Below are 19,907 nucleotides of genomic sequence, written 5' to 3' on the forward strand. Positions count from 1 at the left end.
GGCGCGGTGGGGGTCGGGCCCGGCCTCGGATCCGGCGGCCAGTTCGGTCAGGCGGCGGTGGCGTCCATGCGGCGGCGCAGGCTCAGCGGGCGCAGGTCGGTCCAGATCTCGGTGATGCGCGCGAGGCACTCCTCGCGGGTGCCCTCGGTGCCCTCGGCGTGCCAGCCGGCCGGCAGGGCGCGGTCGGCCCACCAGATCGAGTACTGCTCCTCGTCGTTGAGCACGACGCGGTACAGGGTCTCTTCGGTCTGCTGCTCGCTCATCAGTTCGACGCCCCTTCGTGTGGTCGGTTATGGCCATGTTTGAAGGGCGTCCTATCCGGGCCCTATGCCGGCCATGTATTCATCGAGCCCGGGGCGTGGCGGGCCAATGCAGTTGCTTTGGAGGTTGTCTCACGTGGCAAGTTTCGCGAGCTTCCCGCAGCAGGTCAGGGCAGCGGCCATGACCAGGCCTGGGCTCTGCCGGTCGTTGCGGTCCACGTACGGGATCTTGAGACCGCGAGCAGCCCATGGAAGGTTCATGCCGCATGATCGATGAATTCGCGAAGGACAACCTGCACGGGAGACTGCGGCAGGACCGCAAGGCGCTGCTCTGGAAACTCGACGGCTTGTCCGAATACGACGCCCGCCGGCCTTTGACAGCGACCGGGACCAACCTCCTCGGCCTGGTCAAGCACGTGGCCACCGTCGAGGCCAGGTACTTCGGCGAGGTCTTCGACCGCCCTTCCCCGGAACCGCTGCCCCGGTGGCAGGACTACAACGGCAGCGATCTGTGGGCGACCGAGGACGAGACCCGCGATCAGATCATCGGGTTCTACCGGCGCACGTGCGAACACTCTGACGCGACGATCAACGAGCTTCCCCTCGACGCCCCCGGCCACGTGCCGTGGTGGCCGGAGCCTTGTCCCAACACGAACCTGTTCGCCGTCTTGGTCCATGTCCTCGGCGAGACCAACCGGCATGCCGGGCACGCCGACATCCTGCGCGAGGGCCTCGACGGCCGGACCGGGGTGCGCCCCGAACACGAGACGCAGATCGACGAGGAAGCCCGTGCGGCCTACTGCGCGAAGATCGAGCAGGCCGCCAGGACGGCCGCACCAATCAAGGCTTAGAGGTTGCCTCACGTGTCTTGATGTCCGTGCGGCATGCTGCCGGTCGTGGGCGCTGATCTGTCGAAGCGTCTGGTTCCTGATGAACTCTGTCCCGCTCGCCGTCACCGTGTCCGGCGCGAACATGCACGACAGCCTCGCCCTCAAGCCGCTCATCCGCGGCATACCCGCCCGTCAGGTCCCGCCGGGGACCACGGCGGCGCCGATCCGTCACGGCCGTCTCGGCCGGCCCCACGGCTGGGTCAGCCCGGCTTGACCGCCAGCGTCGCGAAATAGTGCGACATATATTGAGCGGATGCGTTGGATTGGTGCGGCGCTTCCGCGAAGGCGGTGAGGACGAACCCCGCGGCGAGTTGCCCGCCGATCTGGTCGGTGAGGGTGTGGCTGTATTCAAGGGGGGCATCCGCGCCGAACTTCGTGGCGCGTTCCTCGGCGGAGTACTGCGTGACATCGCTGTAGGGCAGCTTGTGCACGACGATCAGCTCGCCGCGCTCGTCGAGCGCCTCGTGGTCGAACAAGTACACATCAGGGTTGAGGAAGCCCACGAGCAGAGTTCCGCCCGGTCGCAGGACACGGAAGCACTCACTCCACACCGCTGCCAAGTCCGGTACGAACAGGTTGGAGACCGGATGGAATACAACGTCGAATGTTGCGTCGCCGAAGGCGCTGAGGTCGCGCATGTCGCCCAGGACGGTGCGCAGCTCGAGTCCGTCGCGCGCCGCCACCATCCGGTCCTGGCCGAGCTGGCGGGGTGAGTTGTCGAATACGGTGACCCGCGCCCCTGCGGCGGCGAGGATCGGACCCTGCTGGCCACCGCCGGAGGCCAGGCACAACACGTCCTTGCCGGTCAGCTCCGTCGGCAGCCAGGAGCGGTCGACTGCCTCACGCCCGATGAGAACAATCGACCAGTCGCCCCTGCGGGCGCGCTCGACATCCTCAGCACTCACCGGCCTCGACCACTCGTTGCCCTCTTGGACACACTTGTCCCAGGCTGCCCGATTGTGGGCAACCGGGTCGACAACAATGTCCTGCACGTTGAACTCCCTGCTACAGCCAAGCGGACACCTGCGGTACTGACAGTTCGGTGCCGCCAGCCAACACGATTGCAGGGTGCGGGCTCAACGAAATTAGCGGGCATCAAGGTGTCCACGGGCTCGACGGGTGGTCGCGCAGCGGGTGCGTAAGCGCTGGTTGCCGGGTTGCGGAAGCCGTAGGCGTCGCGGGCGATTGTCTTGATGACCCGGTTGGTGTCTTCGGAGCCGGCGTTGGTGATCCCGGTGTGCAGGAACGCAAGGATCTCTGGCCACCATGTCTCGACGGTTGTGGCTAGGCGCTGCAGTTCGGGAAGATCGGCGTCGGCGCATCGGCGGTAGAACCGGCACAGCAGATCGCGGACCTGTTCCCGGTCCGGGCGGTGGCAAGCAGGTCCAGGAAGTCTTCCTTGGCGTTCCACGCGACGGTGATCGGCGCGCCGATCACCCTGGGCAGGTTGGACAGCTCGTCGAGGAGAGCGCCGACGAGAGATCCGGCCCGGCAGTGGATGCCTGCGCAGTCGACAAGAAGCGCATGGCGTTGGGGTGTCAGACGGTTTATTCGTCCCAGGCGTTCGGGCCGGATGGTGCCCTCACGGGCGACGAATGGCTCGCCGTCGAGCATCCTGAGCAGGTTGCCGGAGTGCTGTTGATCCCCAATGACCAGTCCTACGACGGACGAACCTGCGAGACGGACATCAAGGACGGTGGCGGACCGCATCCCCCGGAACCAGCCGGCACGGGGGACCAGTTGTAAGGCGGTCAAGGCGGTTGAGCGCGAGGTACGGGTCTGCCTGCGCCCCTGTGTTTGCGCTGTACCGTACCCGCGCGAGCGGAAGCACCGATCTCCCGCTCGTGGTTGCATCGCGTCGGCCGGCCACGAGCGAGCCTGTTCCCCGCGCCCGATGCGCGGGAGGCCACTCAACGCGCAGCGGCGTCGGTGAGGATTGCCCCAAGTCGTGCTCGGCACTCGGCGACGAAGGAGGGGAAGGTGTTCCAGTAATAGGAGATTCCGCTGACGCCCACCGCGATCGCCCAGGCGCGGGCACGGGCCCAGGTCAGATCGTCGAGGCTCAATGTGTCCCAGTAGGTCTGTCGTGCTTGTGGCGGCAGGTCCCAGAGTGTGGAGTGCTCGGCGTCGGGAAAGCCGACCGAGAGTCCTCCGAAGTCGATGACTGCGTGGAGCTTGCCTTCCCGGACCAAGAGGTTGGTCGGCTTGAGGTCGCCGTGGAGCCACACGTGAGGTCCGGAGGGCTCGGGCAGTGCGAGCGCGGCTCGCCACAACTGTTCCAGAGAGTTGACGTCGAGCTCAGAACCCACGGTGGTTCGGCAATCGTCGAGACACCCAGCGATCCACTGGTCGCACGGCCCCAAGCTGCCTCCCCGGTACCAGCTGAGGCCATCCGCGCGAGTCGCTCCCATGAGGTCGATGCTGTGGAGTTCCCGCACGACCGCCGCGAGATCGGCTCCAAAGGCGGCCCAGTCCCGGACGGTGTCCGGGCCGGCCTCGACACCGTCAATCCAGCGGTAGACCGACCAGGTCAGAGGGAAGACGTCGGTGGGCGTCCCGGCGTGGACGGCCTCGGGAATCGGACATGCGAGGAAGGGCGCCAGGCGAGGAAGCCATTCCTGCTCCTTCCGCACGGACTGTCCCTTCTCGGTAGTTCGTGGAAGTCGCACGAGCAGGTCATCGCCCAGCCGATACATGGTGTTGTCCGTGCCCGTGCCCGCGGGCGACAACGGCAGGTCGGCCCACTCCGGGCGCTGGGCCTTCAGCAGTGACCGGACCAGCGTCTCGTCGACCGGGATCTCATCCTCGTGAAGTGTCACGTCGGAAATCTCACCGCAGGAGCGAACGGGAAGCCAGTGACTTTCTGAACGAGGCAGGCGACGGGACACGCGCGTGAGACGCATGGCGGGGCCCCTGACGCGGGGAGAGCGCCAGGGGCCCCTGGTCCATTCGCACGCGGTCCGACTACACGTCAGGCCGCCTGGGGAAGGCGGTCCCGCGACCCTCCGAGGGCCGCCTCGACGTCGTGGTCGAGGACCCAGTCGACGCTCTCGGCGTCGATGCGGCGCTGCGCGGCGGCGTCTTTCGGCTGCTGCCCGGTCCGGGAGCCGAGCTGCACGCGGGTGGTGTGCGGCCGGCGCGCCTCCTCGTAGCGGCGCAGTGCGGCGGCGATGCCGTCCGCGCCGGGCGCCGCGCCTTCGAGGCAGACGGCGAGCGCCACGGCGTCCTCCACGGCCTGGTTGGCGCCCTGTCCGTGGTGCGGGAGCATCGGGTGGGCCGCGTCGCCGACCAGGGTGGTGCGGGAGGTGCTCCACCGCTCCAGCGGCTCGCGGTCGTACAGCGCCCAGCGGCGCACCTCGCCCGCCGCGTCGGCGAGCGCGCGCACGGCCGGGTCCCAGCCCGTGAGGACGGCGTCCAGGTCGGTGCGGTCGCCCGCGCTGGTCCACGACTCGGCGGCGCCCTCGGCGGCCGGGGTCACCACGACGTAGGTGAACTGCCGGCCCCCGGCGACCGGGTAGAGCAGGACGCGCGCGGTGGGGCCCGCGTACATGTACATCAGCGCGGGGTCCAGGTCCGGCAGGTCGGCGGCGTCGACCACACCGCGCAGGGCGCTGTTGCCGGAGTAGACCGGGGCGTCGGCGCCCGCGACCGCGCGGCGGACCGCCGAGTGCACGCCGTCCGCGCCGATCAGCACGTCGGCGTGGGCGTCGGTGCCGTCCGCGAAGTGCAGGACGACCCCGTACACGGTCTCCTCGTACCGGACCAGCTCCTTGCCGGTGTGCACCCGATCGGCGGGGACCCGGGAGGACAGCATCCGGTGCAGGTCACCGCGGTGCACGGTGTAGTACGGGGCACGGAACCGCTCCTGCCACGCCTCGCCCATCTCCTGGCGGGCCACGGTGGCGCCGTTGTGGAAGGCCCGGACCTCCAGGGCCTCGGGGCGCACCGCGCACCGCTCCAACTCCGGCCCGAGACCGAGCCGTTGGAGCAGTCGGGTGCCGTTGGGGCCGAGGTGCATGCCGACGCCCTGCTCGCGCAGCTCCTCCCCCCGCTCGTAGACCTGGACGTCCAGGCCCCGGTGGTGCAGTGCGGCGGCGGCCGTCAGACCGCCGAGTCCCGCACCCACGATCGCGATGCGCATGGTCATCGGTGTTCCCAGGAGTTCTCGAAGGATTCGAAGTCGTCGAAGTCGGCGACGTCGTCGAAGGAGGTGGTGCCGAGGGCGAGCAGTGCGGCCGTCTCGTCCTGTCCGGCCAGTTCCACGTCGGCGATCCGGGTGCCCGGGTCGGCGACTGCTGCGGCGAGCATCCGCTCGTAGCCGTCCGCGAACCGCTCGACCGTGGTGCGGTCGAGCAGGTCGGTGTCGTACGAGAAGACGGCGGTGACACCGTCGGGGGTCTGCTCGATGCGCAGCAGCAGGTCCAGCTGGCCCTCCTGCTGCGGGACGTCGACGAGGGCGATGTCCAGCCCCTTGTACGCGACGGACGGGCCGATGATCTGCCCCGGCGGGACGTTGGGCACCGGCGGGTCCATCCGGTCCATCTGGACCAGGAACAGCGCGGTACGGAAGACGGTGGCCTGCGGGAAGGCCAGGGCGCACGGGTAGCGGACGTTGACCATGCCCCGCATCACCCGCTCGCCGGCCAGCGCGGCGGTGCCCCGGAAGGTGCTGGTGGCGTCGAACTCGGCCCGTACCGGCATGGTGTTGAGGAAGCAGCCGATCACGTCCCGCTGCGCCTTGCCCATCCGGCTGGTCGCGGGCACCCCGAGGACGAATTCCTCCTGGCCGGTCCAGCGGTGGGTGAGTGCCTGGAAGACGCCGAGCAGATACGCGAACGGGGTGACGCCCGCGTCGTCGGCCGCCGCGTCGAGCCCCTGGGCGGTGGCCGGGGCGAGCACGCGGACCACGGTGCCGCCCCGGAGCGAGCGCACGACGGGTCGCGGCCGGTCCAGCGGGAGCTCCGCGGCGGGCGCCCCGGCTACCGACTCGCGCCACCGGTCCGCGCCGCGCCGCCCCGCCTCGGAGGCGATGTGGCGCAGTTCCTCGGCGGCGTGGTCGGCGTACGAGCCGGGGATGGGCCGCCAGGCAGGCGCGGTGCCGGTGGAGATGCCCGCGTAGGCGTCGAGCAGGTCGCGGACGAGCAGCCAGCGCGAGGTGAAGTCGCTGACGATGTGGTGGGCGGCGGTCACCAGTGCCCACTCCTCGTCGGAGCGGCGCAGCAGCACGACCCGGAAGGCGCCGGACTCCAGGCGGAAGGGGCGGGCGCCCGCCTCCTCCGCGGCCCGTCGCAGGCCCTCCTCGTCGATGGAGTCGAGGTCCCTGAACTCCATGTGGACCAGGGCCCGTTCGGCGGCGGTGCGGACCGGGGTGCCGTCCTGCTCGGTGAAGACGGAGCGCAGCAGCTCCTGCCGGTCGCCGACGGCGGTGACCGCCTCGGCCATGGCGGCCGGGTCGACGGGTCCGCGCAGCAGCAGCGGCATCACGATGTTGTAGGAGGCGCTCTCCGGTGCGACGCGGTACGCGGTCCACATCGCTTCCTGGATGGCGGTCAGCGGCAGGGTTCCCCCGGCCGTGGCGCGCTCGTCGGTGCCGGTCGCGGTGGTCATCCGCAGCCTCCCGCGTGGCTCATGTCGGTGGTCCGGCCCGCGGCGGGCACGGCGGGCGGCTCGGCGGCGGTGGACGCGGGGGCGGTGGTGGCGGGGGCGAAGGACGCCGCGAAGTCGGTGACGCGGTCCAGGCCCCAGTACGGCTCGCTGCCGTTGATGAAGTACGGCACGCCGAAGACGCCGTCGCGGTGCACGTCGAGCAGCGCCCGTACGCCCTGTTCGCGCACGAGCGGGTGGTGGGGGGCCTGGGCGACCTCCGCACCGTCCAGGCCGATCTCCTCGGCCAGTTCACGCACCACGTCCGGGTCGCAGATGTCGCGCCCCTCCAGCCAGCGGGCCCGCCCGGCGCGCTCGACCCAGGCGCGGCCGAGCCCCTCGCGCTCGGCGAGGAACCAGGTCAGGTGGGCCGGCTCCCACCAGGGCTTGCGGTCCACCGGCCAGGTCAGCGCCAGGCCGCGGTCGGCGGCGAGCCTGCGCACGTCGCGCAGGATGTAGAACTGCTTGGCCCGGGACATCGGGTGGAACGGGAACTCGGCGCCGGGCGAGACTTCGGCGAGGAGCTTCTCGCTGGTCGGGTCCGGCTCCCAGAACGGGCGCCACTCGACGCGGTCCAGCAGCTCCGGGTGGTCGCGCTCCAGGTCGGCGAGGGCGAAGAAGTTGTAGGGGCTGCGCAGGTTGAAATAGAACCGGGGCGGCTTGGTGGTGCGGGCGGTCATGGCGAACTCCTTGGGATCACGGGAGGACCGGGGTGTCAGACGACCAGGCCGCCGTCGATGGAGAAGACCTGTCCGGTGATGTAGGAGGCACGGTCGGAGGCGAGGAACGACACCAGCTCGGCGACCTCCTCGGGCTCCCCGAACCGGCCGAGCGGAATGCTCCTGGTCATGTCCTTGGCGTACTTCTCGGAGAGTCCGCCGGTCATGTCGGTACGGATGAAGCCGGGGGCCACGGTGTTGGCGCGCAGCCCGGCCCGGCCGCCCTCCTTGGCGAGGGCCTTGGTGAAGCCGATGATCCCGGCCTTGGAGGCCGAGTAGTTGGTCTGGCCGGCCTGCCCCTGGGACGCGACCGAGGAGAGGGTGATCACGGTGCCCCGGCGGCGCTTCATCATCGGGAAGACGAGCGCCCTGGCGAAGTTGTACGTGCCGTCGAGGTTGGTGCGCACCACGGCGTCCCAGTCGTCGTCGGTGAGCGTGGCCAGGTTGCTGTCCCGCACGATTCCGGCGGCGGTGACGAGGGTGTCGACCGGGCCGAGGGTGTTCTCGGTCTCGGCGACGAAGGCGCGCACCGCGTCCCGGTCGGTGACGTCGACGCGGCCGGCCAGCGTGCGGGCGCCGTGCTCCCGGGCCGCTTTCGCGGCGAGTTCGGCCGCTTCCGCCCGGGACTGGTAGCACAGGGCCACGTCGTATCCGTCGCGGGCCAGGACCTCCACGACGGACCGCCCGATACCGCGCGATCCACCGGTGACGAGGGCCACCGGCCTGGGAGTGTCGGACATGGTGCGTGCCCTTTCTGCGAGTGCTGCGCGGGAGGGTGGGGTCTTGCGGAGGGCTCTCAGCCGAGGCGGAGCAGGGCCGCGCCGACGGTGCCGTCCCGGTCGACGGCGGTGACCAGGGCGATCCGGTCCACCAGTTCGGGGCGGGCGGCCGACTCGGCGAGTACGGCGGCGAGCTGGAAGGCGGCACCGGCCGCGGTGGCGTCGCCGATGAGGGGGCGGACGGCGAGGCGAGGCGCGGCGAGGCCGTCCAGGGCCGCCGTCTCCTCCTTGCCGAAGACGCCGGGCGGGGTGCCGGGGGCGACGATCGCGATGTCGTCGGGGGTCGCCCCGGCGGCGGCCAGGACCTCGTCGGCGCAGCTCCTCAGCACGGCGGAGGCACGGCCCGTGTTCCTGAAGGCCCGGAAGCGGCAGCCGAGCACCGTGGCCAGGACGGTGCGTCCGCTGTCGCGGGCCGCCGCTCCGCTCTCCAGGAGGAAGAGCGCCGCGCCCTCGCCGAGCGGTTCGGCGGCGCTGCCGCCGTGGTCGGCGACGTGCTCCAGCCGGGCGCGCTGTACGGAGAACTCCTCGGCGGCGCCCGCGAGGAGTGCGGTGGCGTGGCCGCCGCGCAGCAGCCGGGAGGCGTAGTTGAGGGCGAGCAGCCCGGTGGCGGCGCCGCCGGAGACGGTGACGTTGGGGCCCTTGAGCGTGTGCCGGATGGCGCTCTGCCCGGTGGGGCAGTTCATCACGGTGTTGGGGAACCTGGCGGGGTCGACCAGGTAGGGCGCCTTGCCGGTGAGGGCGTCCCGGGTGAAGTCCATGATCGACTGGACGCTGCCGGAGGTGCCGAGCACCAGGCCGGTGCTCTCGGGGTCGGCGGCCAGGCCGGCCCCGTACTCCTCCAGGAGCATGCCCACGGTGGTGGCGGCGATGGCGGTGACCCGGTCCATGGAGCGGGTGCCCTTGCGGCCGAGGACGGCCTTGATGTCGAAGCCGGGTATGAGTCCGGCCTCGTCGTAGGGCACCGGCCACTGTTCGCTGTCGAGGGCGGCGACGGCGCGCCGCCCCTCGCGCAGTCCGGCCGTGAATCCGTCCCGGCCCAGCCCGTACGGGGAGGACACTGCCCAGCCCGAAACGACCAGGTCCTGCGCGGTGGTGACCGCGTCGGCTGACATTCCGTCCAACTCCTCTCAGGCCGCGTCGGGCCGGTTCAGGCCGCCGCTGTCGCGTCGGCGGGCAGGGTTTCGGCCGCGTTCTCGTCCCAGTGGCCGAGCATCAGGACCGCGTTGTTCCCGCCGAAGGCGAGGCCGTTGTTCTGCACGACCCGCAGCCGGGCCTCGACCGCCTCGTTGGGTACGCAGTCGACCGCGCACTCGGGGTCGGTCGTGCGGTGGTTGATGGTGGGCGGGATGAAGCCCTCCCGCAGCGCCAGGGAGCAGGCCGCGGCGGCCAGCGCGCTCGCGGCGCCCATGGTGTGGCCGATCATCGACTTGATCGACACGGTGCGCGGCAGTTCGTCGCCGAAGACCTGCCGGATCGCCCCGACCTCGGTGACGTCGTTGGCCTTGGTGCCGGTGCCGTGCGCCGAGATGAAGTCGACGTCGGACGCCTCGATGCCGGCGTTGCGGTGGGCGGCGGTGATGCACCGTGCGATGGAGTCCCGGTCGGGCGCGACCGGGTGGCTCGCGTCGCAGGACAGCCCGTATCCGAGGACTTCCGCGTAGATGCGGGCGCCGCGTCCCAGCGCGGACTCCAGGGACTCCATCAGGAGGATCCCGGCGCCCTCGCCGGTCAGGATGCCCTGCCGGTCGGCGTCGAAGGGGCGGCACACGTCGGGGGCGATGGTGCCGAGCCGGTAGAAGCCGGTGAAGGTCTTGCGGCACAGGGCGTCGGCCCCGCCGCAGAGCGCCATCTCGACGTCACCGGAGCTGATCGCGTCGTAGCCGGAGCCGACCGCGTAGTTGCCGGCCGCGCAGGCGGTGGGGACGGTGACCGTCTCCACGTCCTCCAGGCCAAGTTCGCGGACGATGCCGGCCGAGAGCCGGCCGGGCCACACCCGGCGGGCGACGGTGGCGTCGAGCCGGTCCTCGCCCTCGGCGACCTGAAGGCCGATCAGGTGGTCCAGGTCACGGGACTCGCCGTCGGTGGTGCCGACCGAGACCAGGGTGCGCCTGGCCCGTACGTCGTCCTCGGTGAGTCCCGCGTCCGCGACCGCCATCCGGCTGCCGGCCACCGCGAACTGCGCTGCCCGGCCGAGCTCGTCGGCGGCCATGTCGCGCAGCCACGCCTCGGGGTCGAAATCGGTGATCTCGCAGGCGTTGGAGTACGCGAATCCGGTGGTGTCGAAGGCGCCGATCGGTTTGGCGCCGCTGCGCCCGGCCCGCAGGCCGTCGGCGAAGGCGTCCACCCCGGTGCCGATGCTGGTCACCACGCCGAGCCCGGTGATCACCACCCGGTGCCGGGGGGCCGTGCGCGGCGCCGTGCCGCCCGTCGCTCCGCTCACTTTCCCTCGGCCTCCGCGACCACGGCGTACACGCCTGCCAGGTTGATCATGCGGCTGAGCTCGGCCTGCTCCAGGACGAGGCCGAAGTTGCGCTCCATGGAGGCGAGGATCTCGATGGTGCGCAGGGAGTCGGCGTCGTGCTCCTCCTTGAAGAGGCTGGTGTCGGTGACCTCGTCGAGTTCGAGTTCGAGGATGTCGCAGACGATCTCCTTGATCTCGGCCTTGCGCTCGGTGCTGAGGTCGGCGATCTGGGTGGTCATGTGGTGCCTCCGGGTCTCGGTTCGGGTTTTCTCGGGGTCTGTGGTGCTGTTCGCTGGAGCTGCTCACCGGTGCTGCTCGCTGGAGCTGTCCGCTGGTGAGGAAAGCCTGCGGTGACGCGCTATTACTGGGCTATATCGGCCAGTTGGCCCACGAACCCGGCGTCCGACGGCCCGTCCCACAGGTGGGCGACGTCCCCGAAGTGCTGCTGCACCCAGGTGTCGTCGTAGATGGTGTCGAGGTAGCGGTCGCCGCCGTCGGGCAGCACGATCACCACGTTGGAGCCGGGCGGTATGCCGGGGGCGAGCCGGGTCAGGGCCGCGACGACCGCGCCGGACGAGCCGCCGGCGAGGATCGCCTCGCGGCGCACCAGGGTGCGGCAGCCCACCACGCAGTCCAGGTCACCGACGTGCACCACCCGGTCCGCGTCGGACCGCCGCAGCAGTTTGGGCGCGACGGACGCGCCGTGGCCGGGCACCAGACGGGCGCAGTCGACGGGTGAGTCGAACAGCACGCTGCCGAGGGCGTCGACCGCGTTGACGGTCGTGCCGAGGTGGTGCCGGCGGATGTACTCGGCGCAGCCGCCGAGCGTGCCGCTGGTGCCCGCGGCCACGACGAGCTGGTCGACCTTGCCGTCGAGGGCTTCGGCGATCTCCCCCATCGTGGTCTCGTGGGCCCGCCGGTTGAGCGGATTGGCGTACTGGTCGGGCCAGTAGGCGTCGGGGGTGGTCGCCATGAGTTCGGCGACCCGGTGCAGCCGGGCGGACAGCAGTTCCCCGGTGGCCGGGTCGGGCTCGGTGATGATCTCGACCTCGGCCCCGTAGGCCCGCAGGATCGCGATGTTCTGCCGGGTGGTGCGGGTGTCCACCACACAGACGAGCCGCAGGCCGTAGTAGCCGCAGATCTGCGCGAGCCCGATCGCGAGGTTTCCCGAGCTGGACTCGATGACCGTCGAACGGCCCGGGACGAGCTCCCCGGACCGGATCTTCGTGGCCACCATGTTCAGCGCGGAGCGGTCCTTGACACTACCGCCGGGGTTGAAACGCTCCACCTTGGCGAACACCCGCGAGGTGAAACCCGGCATCAACCGTTCGAGCTCTACGAGCGGGGTTCCTCCCACAGTGGAAAGGATGCCTTTCAGCCCCGTCTCCGGCTCCCGTTCTGTGCTCGCCATGTGATGCGGCCATCCTCTGCTGGGAGATACGAGTGCGGAATCAACAGGTCCCAGGCTGTGCCCGCGCGCTATACGCCCTCCATAAATCCCGACACCCTGCGATCTCATTCGGCCTTTTCCGCCGGGTTATAGAAGTGCCGTAGAGCTGCTGCCGACTCTGGCCATCCCCACAGTTCCGCCACCACAACTCCGCCAGAAGAGGAAATTCGATATGACGGGCACCTCCACCGCAACAGACAACGCCATCAAGAAGGTCGTGATCCTCGGCGGCGGTACGGCCGGCTGGATGACCGCCGCCTATCTCGGCAAGGCCCTCCAGAGCACGGTCGACGTCACGGTCCTGGAGGCGCCGAGCATTCCGCGCATCGGTGTGGGAGAGGCCACCGTGCCCAATCTGCACCGCGTTCTCTTCGACTTCCTCGGAATCGAGGAGGAGGAGTGGATGCGCGAGTGCAACGCCAGTTACAAGATGGCGGTCCGCTTCATCAACTGGCGTACTCCGGGCAAGGGCCAGAGCAGTCCGCGTGAGCTCGACAAGGGCGGTCCGGACCACTTCTACCACCCGTTCGGCATCAGCCCGGAGCACGACAACACCCCGATGTCGCACTACTGGTTCAAGAACAAGTACGAGGGAAAGACGGACGAGCCGTACGACTACGCCTGCTTCCGCGAGGCGCCGCTGATGGACGCCAACAAGGCGCCGCGGCACCTGGACGGCACCTCGCCCACCCGGTACGCGTGGCACTTCGACGCGGCGCTCGTCGCGGACTTCCTGCGCCGGTTCGCCACCGGGAAGCAGGGCGTGCACCACATCCAGGACGAGATGACGCGCGTCGAGAAGGACGAGCGGGGCTTCGTCAAGGCCCTGCACACCAAGGAGGGCCGGGTCCTCGACGCGGACCTGTTCGTGGACTGCTCCGGCTTCCGCAGCCTGCTGATGAACCAGGCGATGGAGGAGCCCTTCGTCGACATGAGCGACCAGCTGCTGTGCGACCGCGCGGTCGCCACGGCCGTGCCGCACGACGACGAGGCCAACGGCGTGGAGCCGTACACCTCGGCGATCGCGATGTCCTCCGGGTGGACCTGGAAGATACCGATGCTGGGCCGCTTCGGCACCGGTTACGTCTACTCCAGCCGCTTCACCACGCAGGAGGAGGCCACCGCCGAGTTCTGCGAGCTGTGGGGCCTGGACCCCGAGACCACCCAGTTCAACCACGTGAAGTTCCGGGTCGGCCGCAACCGCCGCGCCTGGGTGAAGAACGTCATCGGCATCGGCCTTTCCAGCGCCTTCCTGGAGCCCCTGGAGTCCACCGGCATCTACTTCATCACCGCCGCTGCCTACCAGCTGGCGAAGCACTTCCCGGACAAGACGTTCAACCAGGCCCTGGTCGACAACTTCAACAAGGAAATAGAGGTGATGTTCGACGACACCCGCGATTTCATCCAGACCCACTTCTACTTCGCGCCGCGCACCGACTCGCCCTTCTGGCGCGCCAACAAGGAACTGAAACTCGCCCCGAGCATCCGCGAGAAGATCGACGCGTACAAGGCTGGCCTTCCGGTCAATCCCGCGGCCACCGACGACACGACCTACTACGGGAATTTCGAGGCGGAATTCCGTAACTTCTGGACCAACGAGCGCTATTACTGCATCTTCGCCGGCCTCGGTCTGGAGCCGGACGCACCGCTGCCGATCCTTTACCACAAGCCGGAGTCCGTGGCCGCCGCGCAGGCCATGTTCACCAAGGTCAAGAAGGAGCAGCAGGAACTCCTCAACTCCCTGCCGAGCACCTACGAGGCGCTCCGCCAGCTGCACGGCAAGTAGTCGTGCCGCACCGCGCCGCCCGGCAGCCGGGACTCCTCTCCGGCCGGCTGCCGGGCGCGCGGCACACGTCTTCGACAGGAGAAACCATGACCGACCGGCCCGTTCCGGAAGCCGACATACGCCCGCTGATGGGCAGTTTCCCCTCCGGCGTCTCCGTGGTGACGACGCTCGACGCCGACGGCACGCCCCGCGGGATGACCTGCAGCTCACTGGCGAGCGTGGCGCTCTCCCCGCCGACGCTCGTGATCTGCCTGCGCACGGCGAGCCCCACCACCGAATCCGTGCTGTCCAGTGGGCAGTTGGCGCTCAACCTGCTGCACGAGGACGCGCACGGCACCTCCGACCTCTTCAGCTCCGGCAACCCCGACCGGTTCGCGCTGAGCGAGTGGCGGCTGCCGCTGGGCGCGGGCGGCCCGCATCTGACGGAGGCCGCGCACGCCATCGCCGACTGCGCTGTGGTCGGTACGCGGGAGGTCGGGGACCACACCACCGTCTTCGCCCAGGTACGGCGGTTCACCGCCGACGAGTCCGCCCAGCCGCTGTTGTACGGGCGGCGCCGCTACGCACGCTGGTCGGACGCCACGGCGACCGCCAAGGAAGGAGCCGGCCGTGTCGGCACGTGACCCCCTGCCCGATCTCCTGATCGCCATCCCCGTGGTCATCCTGGTGTGCCAGGCGGGCGCCCAGCTGTTCCGCAGGTTCGGCCAGCCGCCGGTCATCGGCGAGATCACCCTCGGCATCATGCTGGGGCCGTCACTGCTGGGCTGGATCTCGCCCGCGGCACAGACCTGGCTGTTCCCCGAGTCGGTGCTGCCGTACATCAGCGCCTTCGGCAACATCGGCCTGCTGGCCTTCATGTTCCTGATCGGCCTCGAACTGGACCTCGGCACATTGCGCGGCCATCGCGGTACCGCGGTCGCGGTCAGTCAGGCCAGCATCGTCCTGCCACTGGTCCTGGGCTCGCTGCTGGCCCTCGCGATGTTCGGCTCGTTCGCGCCGCCGGGCGTGGGCCGGTTGCCGTTCGTGCTGTTCATCGCCGTGTCGATGAGCATCACCGCGTTCCCCGTCCTGGCCCGGGTGCTCACCGACCGGGGCCTGATCGGTACCCGGATCGGCTCGCTGGCCATGGCGTGCGCGGCGGTCGACGACGTGACCGCCTGGTGCCTGCTGGCGGCGGTGGTCGCGGTGTCGACGAGCGGTTCGCCGGCCGAGGCGCTGACGACGGCGGCGCTCGCCGCGGTCTTCCTCGCCGTCATGGTCTACGCGCTGCGTCCGCTGCTCGCCCACTGGGCGAAGCGGGCCGAGCGGACCGTGGACGGTGTGGTCCTCGTCGTCCTCTTCAGCGGCCTGTGCCTCTCCGCACTGGCCACCGACAGGATCGGTGTGCACGCGCTGTTCGGCGCCTTCGTCTTCGGTCTGGTCACTCCTCGGGGATCCAGGGTCATCGAGCGCTGCACGGCTCGGCTGCGCGCGTTCTCGGTTCCGGTGCTGCTGCCGCTGTTCTTCGTCGCCACCGGGCTGCGCACCGATGTCTCGCTGCTGGCCGGCGACCCGGTCCAGTGGCTGTGGGCGCTGGCGGTGCTCGCCGTCGCGATGCTCGGCAAGTGGGGCGGGAGCACGGCCGGGGCCCGGCTGTCGGGTCAGTCCTGGCGCGACTCCCTGGCGATCGGGGCGCTGATGAACTGCCGGGGCCTGACCGAACTGGTGGTGCTGAACCTGGGGCTCGAACTCGGTGTGATCGGGCCCGATCTGTTCACCATGCTGGTGCTGATGGCGCTGATCACCACGGGCCTCACGTCGCCGGCCCTCTCCTGGATCCGGCGCGAGAAGTTCCGCGGTTCCGGGCGGACGGGGTCCGAGGTGGCCGCCCGCGACGACGCGGAGCCGGCGACGGCCGGCGGAGCGGACCTGGAGCGGGACCAGGCTCTCGAACCCACCGCTGCCAGGTGACCGCGCGGACGCGCCATGGCCGTACCCACCGGTCTCCCGGGAAGTACCGCCATGGCGCCGTCCTCGGTCCGCGTCCGTCCCGGGTGCCCGGTCACGCCGCCGTGGCGACCCGGGTGACCGGGGTCTCGGCGACCGGGGCATGCGGGGCCGAGGTGGCCCGTACCCACCGGTCGAGGGTCTCGGCCGCGGCGCCTGAGTCGATCGCCCGGCCCGCCGCTTCCACCGCCCAGCCCAGGCGTTCGGTGACGGTACGCCCCCCGGTGGGTTCGCCCGCCACGAGCGCGGCGCCCGCGGAGAGCAGCACCGCGTCGCGCACCGGGCCGCGCTCGCCGTCGAGGATCCGCCGGGCGACGGCCGCGTTGTACGCGGCGTCCTCCCCGCGCAGCGCCTCCAGCGGTGCGAGCGCGATCCCCACGTCGCGCGGGTCGAACCGCTCCTGCCTGATGTCACCGTCGTCCACGGTCAGCACGGTCGACGTGGTGGTGACGGTGAGCTCGTCGAGCCCGTCGTCGCCCCGGAAGACCAGGCCCCGGCCGCCGGCCCGGGCCAGTGCTCCGGCGATCAGCGGCAGCAGCCGGGCGTCGGCGACCCCGACCGCCTGGGCGGTGGGCGCCGCCGGATTGGTCAGCGGGCCCAGCGCGTTGAAGACGGTCGGGATGCCGAGCTGTTTGCGTGGCCCCGCCGCGTGGCGCATCGCCGGGTGGAAGTCCGGCGCGAAGCAGAAGGTGATGCCCGCCTCGTCGACCACGGCGGCGATCCGCTCGGGCGGCAGCCGCAGGGTGACGCCCAGTGCTTCGAGGACGTCGGCGGAGCCGGAGGCCGAACTCGCCGCACGGTTGCCGTGCTTGACGACCCGTGCCCCCGCTCCCGCCGCGACGATCGCGGACATCGTGGAGATGTTGACCGTGCGTGCGCCGTCGCCCCCGGTGCCCACCACGTCGACGGTCCTCCCCGGCACGTCGATGTGTACGGCATGGGCCAGCATCCCGTGCACGAGCCCTTCGAGCTCGCCCACGGTCTCGCCCTTGGCCCGCAGGGCCACCAGGAAGCCGGCGATCTGTGCGTCGGTCGCGCGGCCCCGCATCACCTGGTCCATCACCCAGGCGGTGTCGACGGCGGAGAGATCCCGGCCGTCGAGCACCTGCCCCAGCAACGGGGGCCAGGAGCGGTCCTGTTCGGGTGTCGTGGCGCTCACTGGTCTTCTCCTTCTTCGGTCAGGCGCTCGGCGCCGGGTGCCACGGGTCGTCCAGAACCGGTCCCTGGACGGCGACGGGGCTCGGGTGCCACGGGTCGTCCAGCGCCGATGCCTGGACGGTCGCGGAGCTCGGGTGCCACGGGTCGTCCGACGCCGATGCCTGGACGGCCACGGGGCTCGGGTGCCACGGATCGTCCAGCGCCGATGCCCGGACGGCCACGGGGCTCGGGTGCCACGGGTCGTCCAGCGCCGATGCCCGGACGGCCACGGGGCTCGGGTGCCACGGGTCGTCGAGCGGCGTGGCGGCGGCGGTGATGTAGGAGCCGACGCGGTCCGTCCGGCCGGCCTCCGAGACGGTCTGCACGGTGGCGAATATCGCCGCACCGGCGAGCGTCACGACGACGGTCTGCTGGATCTTCCCGGTGATCGCATTGAGCTTCATGATTCCTTTTCCCCCTATGAACTGTTGCGGTTCGTTCCGACATCCAGAACATTAGGAAGGACCTGTTTCGAATCATTATCACCGGGACTTCCGCCCATCAGAAGCAGCAATATATTTGATATAACCGCTGATCAGCACCATCCGGACGCGAATATTCCAGCCATCTGGAGGGTGTGTCCCACGGGACGGTCCCCAGCCTCAGGGGATCGATTTCAATTTCCGTCCGGCGGCCGTCAGGAAGTTGTCCAGGAGCCGCAGGCCGCCGACGGTGGTGATGGACTCGGGGTGGAACTGCACCCCTTCCACGGCGAGCGTGCGGTGCCGCAGCCCCATCACATAGCCGTCGTCCTGGGCGTGCGCGGTGGCGATCAGCGGGGGCGGCAGCGGTTCGTCGGCGATCAGCGAGTGATAGCGCGTGGCGGTCATCACCGGTTCCAGCCCCTCGAACACCCCGGCGCCGTCGTGGCGCACGAGGCTGGTCTTGCCGTGCTTGAGCCGCTCGGCGACCGTGACCCGCCCTCCGTAGGCCAGACAGATCGCCTGGTGGCCCAGGCAGATGCCGAGCAGCGGTACGGACCCGGCGAAGGTGCGCACCAGCTCGACGTGGCCCGATTCGGCCGCGTGGCCGGGCCCCGGGCCCAGGACGACCGCGTCGGGCCTCATGCCGGCGAGCTGCTGCGGGGTGCGGGTGTGCGACCGGACGACGTCGGTGTCGGCGCCCAGGGTGCGCAGGTACTGGTCGATGATGTGGGTGAAACTGTCGTACGCGTCGACGAGCAGGACCTTCACGGCAGCAGCTCCTCACCGGTCAGCGACCAGTAGGCCGCGCCCATCTTGTGCAGGGTCTCCCGCCACTCGGCCCCGGGGGACGAGTCGGCGACGATGCCCGCGCAGCTCTGGGTGGAGTAGGTGCCGCTGCGGCCGTCGTGCACGATCGTGCGGATGCACAGGGCGAGTTGGCTCCAGCCGCGCAGGTCGACGAGGCCGACGGCGCCCGCGTACATGCCGCGCGGCTCGCTCTCCAGCTCCTCGATGATCTCCATGGCGCGGATCTTGGGCGCGCCGGTGACGGTGCCCGCCGGGAAGGTGGCGCGCAGCACGGACCAGGTGTCGTCCTCGGGGGCGAGGGTGCCCTCGACGGTGGAGACGAGATGGAAGACGTGCGAGTACGTCTCGACCGTCATCAGCCCGTGCGCCTCCAGCGTGCCGGGCAGGCAGACCCGGCCGATGTCGTTGCGGCACAGGTCGACGAGCATGACGTGCTCGGCCCGTTCCTTCTCGTCGGCGACGAGGCGGGCGACCCGGGGCTCGTCGATGCCGGGGTCGCCGCTGCGCGGCGCGGTCCCGGCGATGGGCCGCATGACGACCTTGCCGCCCTCGGTGCGGAAGAGCACTTCGGGGCTGGCGCCGATGACGGTGCGCCCGTCGCGCGGGACGAGGTACATGTACGGGGACGGGTTGCGGCCGCGCAGCCGCCGGTAGACCTCGAAGGGTTCGAGGTCCGATTCGACGTCGATGCGGTGGCCGATCTGGATCTGGTAGATGTCGCCGACGCCGATGTGCTCCAGGCAGCGCCGGGCCCGCGCGAGGAAGGTCTGCTCGTCGCAGGTGTCCCGTACGGCGTGCGGCTTCGGCGCCTCGGGCAGGACCTCGGGTACCCGGCCGACGGCGGCGACCGCCGCGACGGTCTCCTCGCTCAGGTCGAGGGGTTCCGGGTCGGGGAAGGCGTCGCTGTGCGCGGTGAGTCTGCGCACGGTGCCCGGTTCGGGGCCGTACCAGACGGTCTCGCGGAACAGGCCGAGCACGATGTCGGGTTCGCCGTGGTCCCGCTCGCCCCGGTCGGGCAGGGTCTCCATGTGCCAGGCGGAGCCGTAGCCGAAGGTGGCGAGGAAGCCGAAGGCGTAGCTGTCGTGGGGCCGGCCGGTCTCCACGGTGAACAGGTCCTGGACGGTGCGCAGCAGTTGCCAGAGCTGGTCGCCGTGGAGGTGGCCGCGTTCGTTGCCGGGCCGGGGGGCGAGGCCGAGTCCGTCGGCGGCCGCGAGGGCCGCGGCGACGACGGCCTCGGCGCCGTCGACACAGATCCGGTCGGCGTGCACCCGGATCTCGGCGAGCAGTCCGTGGCCCACGACGGTGGCTCCGGGAGACTGTCCGGGGCCTTCACGGCTCTCCAGCAGGAAGACGTCGTGCGCCGACTGCTCGCGCAGCGCGGCGTAGAGGTCGAGCGGTTCGTGCGGGGCGAGGGCGGTCTCCTCCACACGTACGGTGATGGAACCCGGGCCGGGCCCTGCGGGCCGGGGCGGGCTGTCGAGCAGAGTGGTCACGGTCGTCTCAT

At 70.6% G+C, this 19,907-nt stretch carries 22 protein-coding genes; 6 read left to right on the top strand and 16 right to left on the bottom strand.

The annotated features are described in order from the left end of the window. Positions 1-47: 47 nt before the first annotated feature. A complete protein-coding gene (locus ACFYY7_RS23200) occupies positions 48-263 on the bottom strand; it encodes an MbtH family protein (protein WP_388664050.1) in 216 nt (71 codons plus the stop codon). A gap of 263 nt (positions 264-526) precedes the next feature. Between ACFYY7_RS23200 and ACFYY7_RS23205 the strand changes: the two genes are divergently transcribed. Both ACFYY7_RS23205 and ACFYY7_RS23210 read left to right on the top strand, forming a co-directional pair. Beyond that, positions 527-1,111 (top strand): DinB family protein, encoded by a 585-nt coding sequence (locus tag ACFYY7_RS23205; protein ID WP_388664052.1) that lies wholly within the window; start codon positions 527-529, stop codon positions 1,109-1,111. A gap of 79 nt (positions 1,112-1,190) precedes the next feature. Then, positions 1,191-1,364, top strand: coding sequence for a hypothetical protein (locus ACFYY7_RS23210; protein ID WP_388664054.1), 174 nt, complete (start codon positions 1,191-1,193; stop codon positions 1,362-1,364). Here ACFYY7_RS23210 and ACFYY7_RS23215 read toward each other — a convergent pair. Together ACFYY7_RS23215 and ACFYY7_RS23220 are read right to left on the bottom strand one after the other, a co-directional pair. After that, on the bottom strand, positions 1,351-2,142 hold the full coding sequence (locus ACFYY7_RS23215; RefSeq protein ID WP_388664056.1) for a class I SAM-dependent methyltransferase: 792 nt from the start codon (positions 2,140-2,142) through the stop codon (positions 1,351-1,353). The two genes, ACFYY7_RS23210 and ACFYY7_RS23215, sit on opposite strands and share 14 nt — an antisense overlap. After that, a complete protein-coding gene (locus ACFYY7_RS23220) occupies positions 2,052-2,561 on the bottom strand; it encodes a transposase (protein ID WP_388664058.1) in 510 nt (169 codons plus the stop codon). The genes ACFYY7_RS23215 and ACFYY7_RS23220 overlap by 91 nt, the downstream gene beginning before the upstream one ends. On the opposite strand from ACFYY7_RS23220, the gene ACFYY7_RS23225 reads away from it, so the two are divergent. Continuing rightward, positions 2,471-2,896, top strand: a complete 426-nt coding sequence (locus ACFYY7_RS23225) for a hypothetical protein (RefSeq protein WP_388664222.1) — start codon at positions 2,471-2,473, stop codon at positions 2,894-2,896. The two genes, ACFYY7_RS23220 and ACFYY7_RS23225, sit on opposite strands and share 91 nt — an antisense overlap. A 164-nt stretch (positions 2,897-3,060) precedes the next feature. Here ACFYY7_RS23225 and ACFYY7_RS23230 read toward each other — a convergent pair whose 3' ends face one another. The 9 genes from ACFYY7_RS23230 to sbnA all read right to left on the bottom strand — a co-directional run bounded on the left by ACFYY7_RS23230 (position 3,061) and on the right by sbnA (position 12,163). Next, a complete protein-coding gene (locus ACFYY7_RS23230) occupies positions 3,061-3,969 on the bottom strand; it encodes an aminoglycoside phosphotransferase family protein (RefSeq protein ID WP_388664223.1) in 909 nt (302 codons plus the stop codon). Between the two features lie 152 nt (positions 3,970-4,121). Then, positions 4,122-5,297, bottom strand: coding sequence for an FAD-dependent monooxygenase (locus ACFYY7_RS23235; protein WP_388664060.1), 1,176 nt, complete (start codon positions 5,295-5,297; stop codon positions 4,122-4,124). After that, complete coding sequence (locus tag ACFYY7_RS23240) at positions 5,294-6,757, bottom strand: condensation domain-containing protein (RefSeq protein ID WP_388664062.1); 1,464 nt, start codon at positions 6,755-6,757, stop codon at positions 5,294-5,296. The genes ACFYY7_RS23235 and ACFYY7_RS23240 overlap by 4 nt, the downstream gene beginning before the upstream one ends. Beyond that, positions 6,754-7,473, bottom strand: coding sequence for a 2-hydroxychromene-2-carboxylate isomerase (locus tag ACFYY7_RS23245; RefSeq protein WP_388664063.1), 720 nt, complete (start codon positions 7,471-7,473; stop codon positions 6,754-6,756). The genes ACFYY7_RS23240 and ACFYY7_RS23245 overlap by 4 nt, the downstream gene beginning before the upstream one ends. Positions 7,474-7,508: 35 nt before the next feature. Beyond that, the gene (fabG, locus tag ACFYY7_RS23250; RefSeq protein WP_358944637.1) at positions 7,509-8,252 is read right to left on the bottom strand and encodes a 3-oxoacyl-ACP reductase FabG; all 744 of its coding nucleotides are present in this window, start codon (positions 8,250-8,252) and stop codon (positions 7,509-7,511) included. Positions 8,253-8,308: 56 nt separating this feature from the next. Then, positions 8,309-9,403: a beta-ketoacyl synthase N-terminal-like domain-containing protein gene (locus ACFYY7_RS23255; RefSeq protein WP_388664065.1), complete on the bottom strand. Its 1,095-nt coding sequence runs from the start codon at positions 9,401-9,403 to the stop codon at positions 8,309-8,311. A gap of 35 nt (positions 9,404-9,438) precedes the next feature. Beyond that, positions 9,439-10,731 (bottom strand): beta-ketoacyl synthase, encoded by a 1,293-nt coding sequence (locus ACFYY7_RS23260; RefSeq protein WP_266737841.1) that lies wholly within the window; start codon positions 10,729-10,731, stop codon positions 9,439-9,441. Further along, on the bottom strand, positions 10,728-10,991 hold the full coding sequence (locus ACFYY7_RS23265) for an acyl carrier protein (protein WP_388591021.1): 264 nt from the start codon (positions 10,989-10,991) through the stop codon (positions 10,728-10,730). The genes ACFYY7_RS23260 and ACFYY7_RS23265 overlap by 4 nt, the downstream gene beginning before the upstream one ends. A 122-nt stretch (positions 10,992-11,113) precedes the next feature. Beyond that, positions 11,114-12,163 (bottom strand): 2,3-diaminopropionate biosynthesis protein SbnA, encoded by a 1,050-nt coding sequence (sbnA, locus tag ACFYY7_RS23270; protein WP_388664068.1) that lies wholly within the window; start codon positions 12,161-12,163, stop codon positions 11,114-11,116. A 211-nt stretch (positions 12,164-12,374) separates the two neighbouring features. On the opposite strand from sbnA, the gene ACFYY7_RS23275 reads away from it, so the two are divergent. From ACFYY7_RS23275 to ACFYY7_RS23285, 3 genes are all read left to right on the top strand, one after another. Beyond that, positions 12,375-13,988, top strand: coding sequence for a tryptophan halogenase family protein (locus ACFYY7_RS23275; protein WP_356086164.1), 1,614 nt, complete (start codon positions 12,375-12,377; stop codon positions 13,986-13,988). An 86-nt stretch (positions 13,989-14,074) separates the two neighbouring features. After that, on the top strand, positions 14,075-14,611 hold the full coding sequence (locus ACFYY7_RS23280) for a flavin reductase family protein (RefSeq protein WP_376313241.1): 537 nt from the start codon (positions 14,075-14,077) through the stop codon (positions 14,609-14,611). Beyond that, positions 14,598-15,938, top strand: a complete 1,341-nt coding sequence (locus ACFYY7_RS23285) for a cation:proton antiporter (protein WP_388664070.1) — start codon at positions 14,598-14,600, stop codon at positions 15,936-15,938. Before ACFYY7_RS23280 ends, ACFYY7_RS23285 begins: the two co-directional genes overlap by 14 nt. A gap of 91 nt (positions 15,939-16,029) precedes the next feature. Here ACFYY7_RS23285 and trpD read toward each other — a convergent pair whose 3' ends face one another. The 4 genes from trpD to ACFYY7_RS23305 form a co-directional block, all read right to left on the bottom strand. Next, positions 16,030-17,133 carry an anthranilate phosphoribosyltransferase gene (gene trpD / locus ACFYY7_RS23290; RefSeq protein ID WP_388664072.1) on the bottom strand — a complete coding sequence of 368 codons (1,104 nt, stop codon included), beginning with the start codon at positions 17,131-17,133 and terminating at the stop codon, positions 16,030-16,032. Between the two features lie 19 nt (positions 17,134-17,152). Beyond that, complete coding sequence (locus ACFYY7_RS23295) at positions 17,153-17,575, bottom strand: hypothetical protein (RefSeq protein WP_388664074.1); 423 nt, start codon at positions 17,573-17,575, stop codon at positions 17,153-17,155. A 198-nt stretch (positions 17,576-17,773) separates the two neighbouring features. Continuing rightward, positions 17,774-18,364, bottom strand: coding sequence for an anthranilate synthase component II (locus ACFYY7_RS23300; protein ID WP_388664076.1), 591 nt, complete (start codon positions 18,362-18,364; stop codon positions 17,774-17,776). Further along, positions 18,361-19,896 carry an anthranilate synthase component I family protein gene (locus ACFYY7_RS23305; RefSeq protein ID WP_388664078.1) on the bottom strand — a complete coding sequence of 512 codons (1,536 nt, stop codon included), beginning with the start codon at positions 19,894-19,896 and terminating at the stop codon, positions 18,361-18,363. Before ACFYY7_RS23305 ends, ACFYY7_RS23300 begins: the two co-directional genes overlap by 4 nt. Between the last annotated feature and the right edge of the window lie 11 nt (positions 19,897-19,907).

Origin of the sequence: Streptomyces sp. NPDC001933 (genome assembly GCF_042890955.1) — a bacterium.
In the GTDB taxonomy this organism is placed as follows: Bacteria; Actinomycetota; Actinomycetes; order Streptomycetales; family Streptomycetaceae; genus Streptomyces.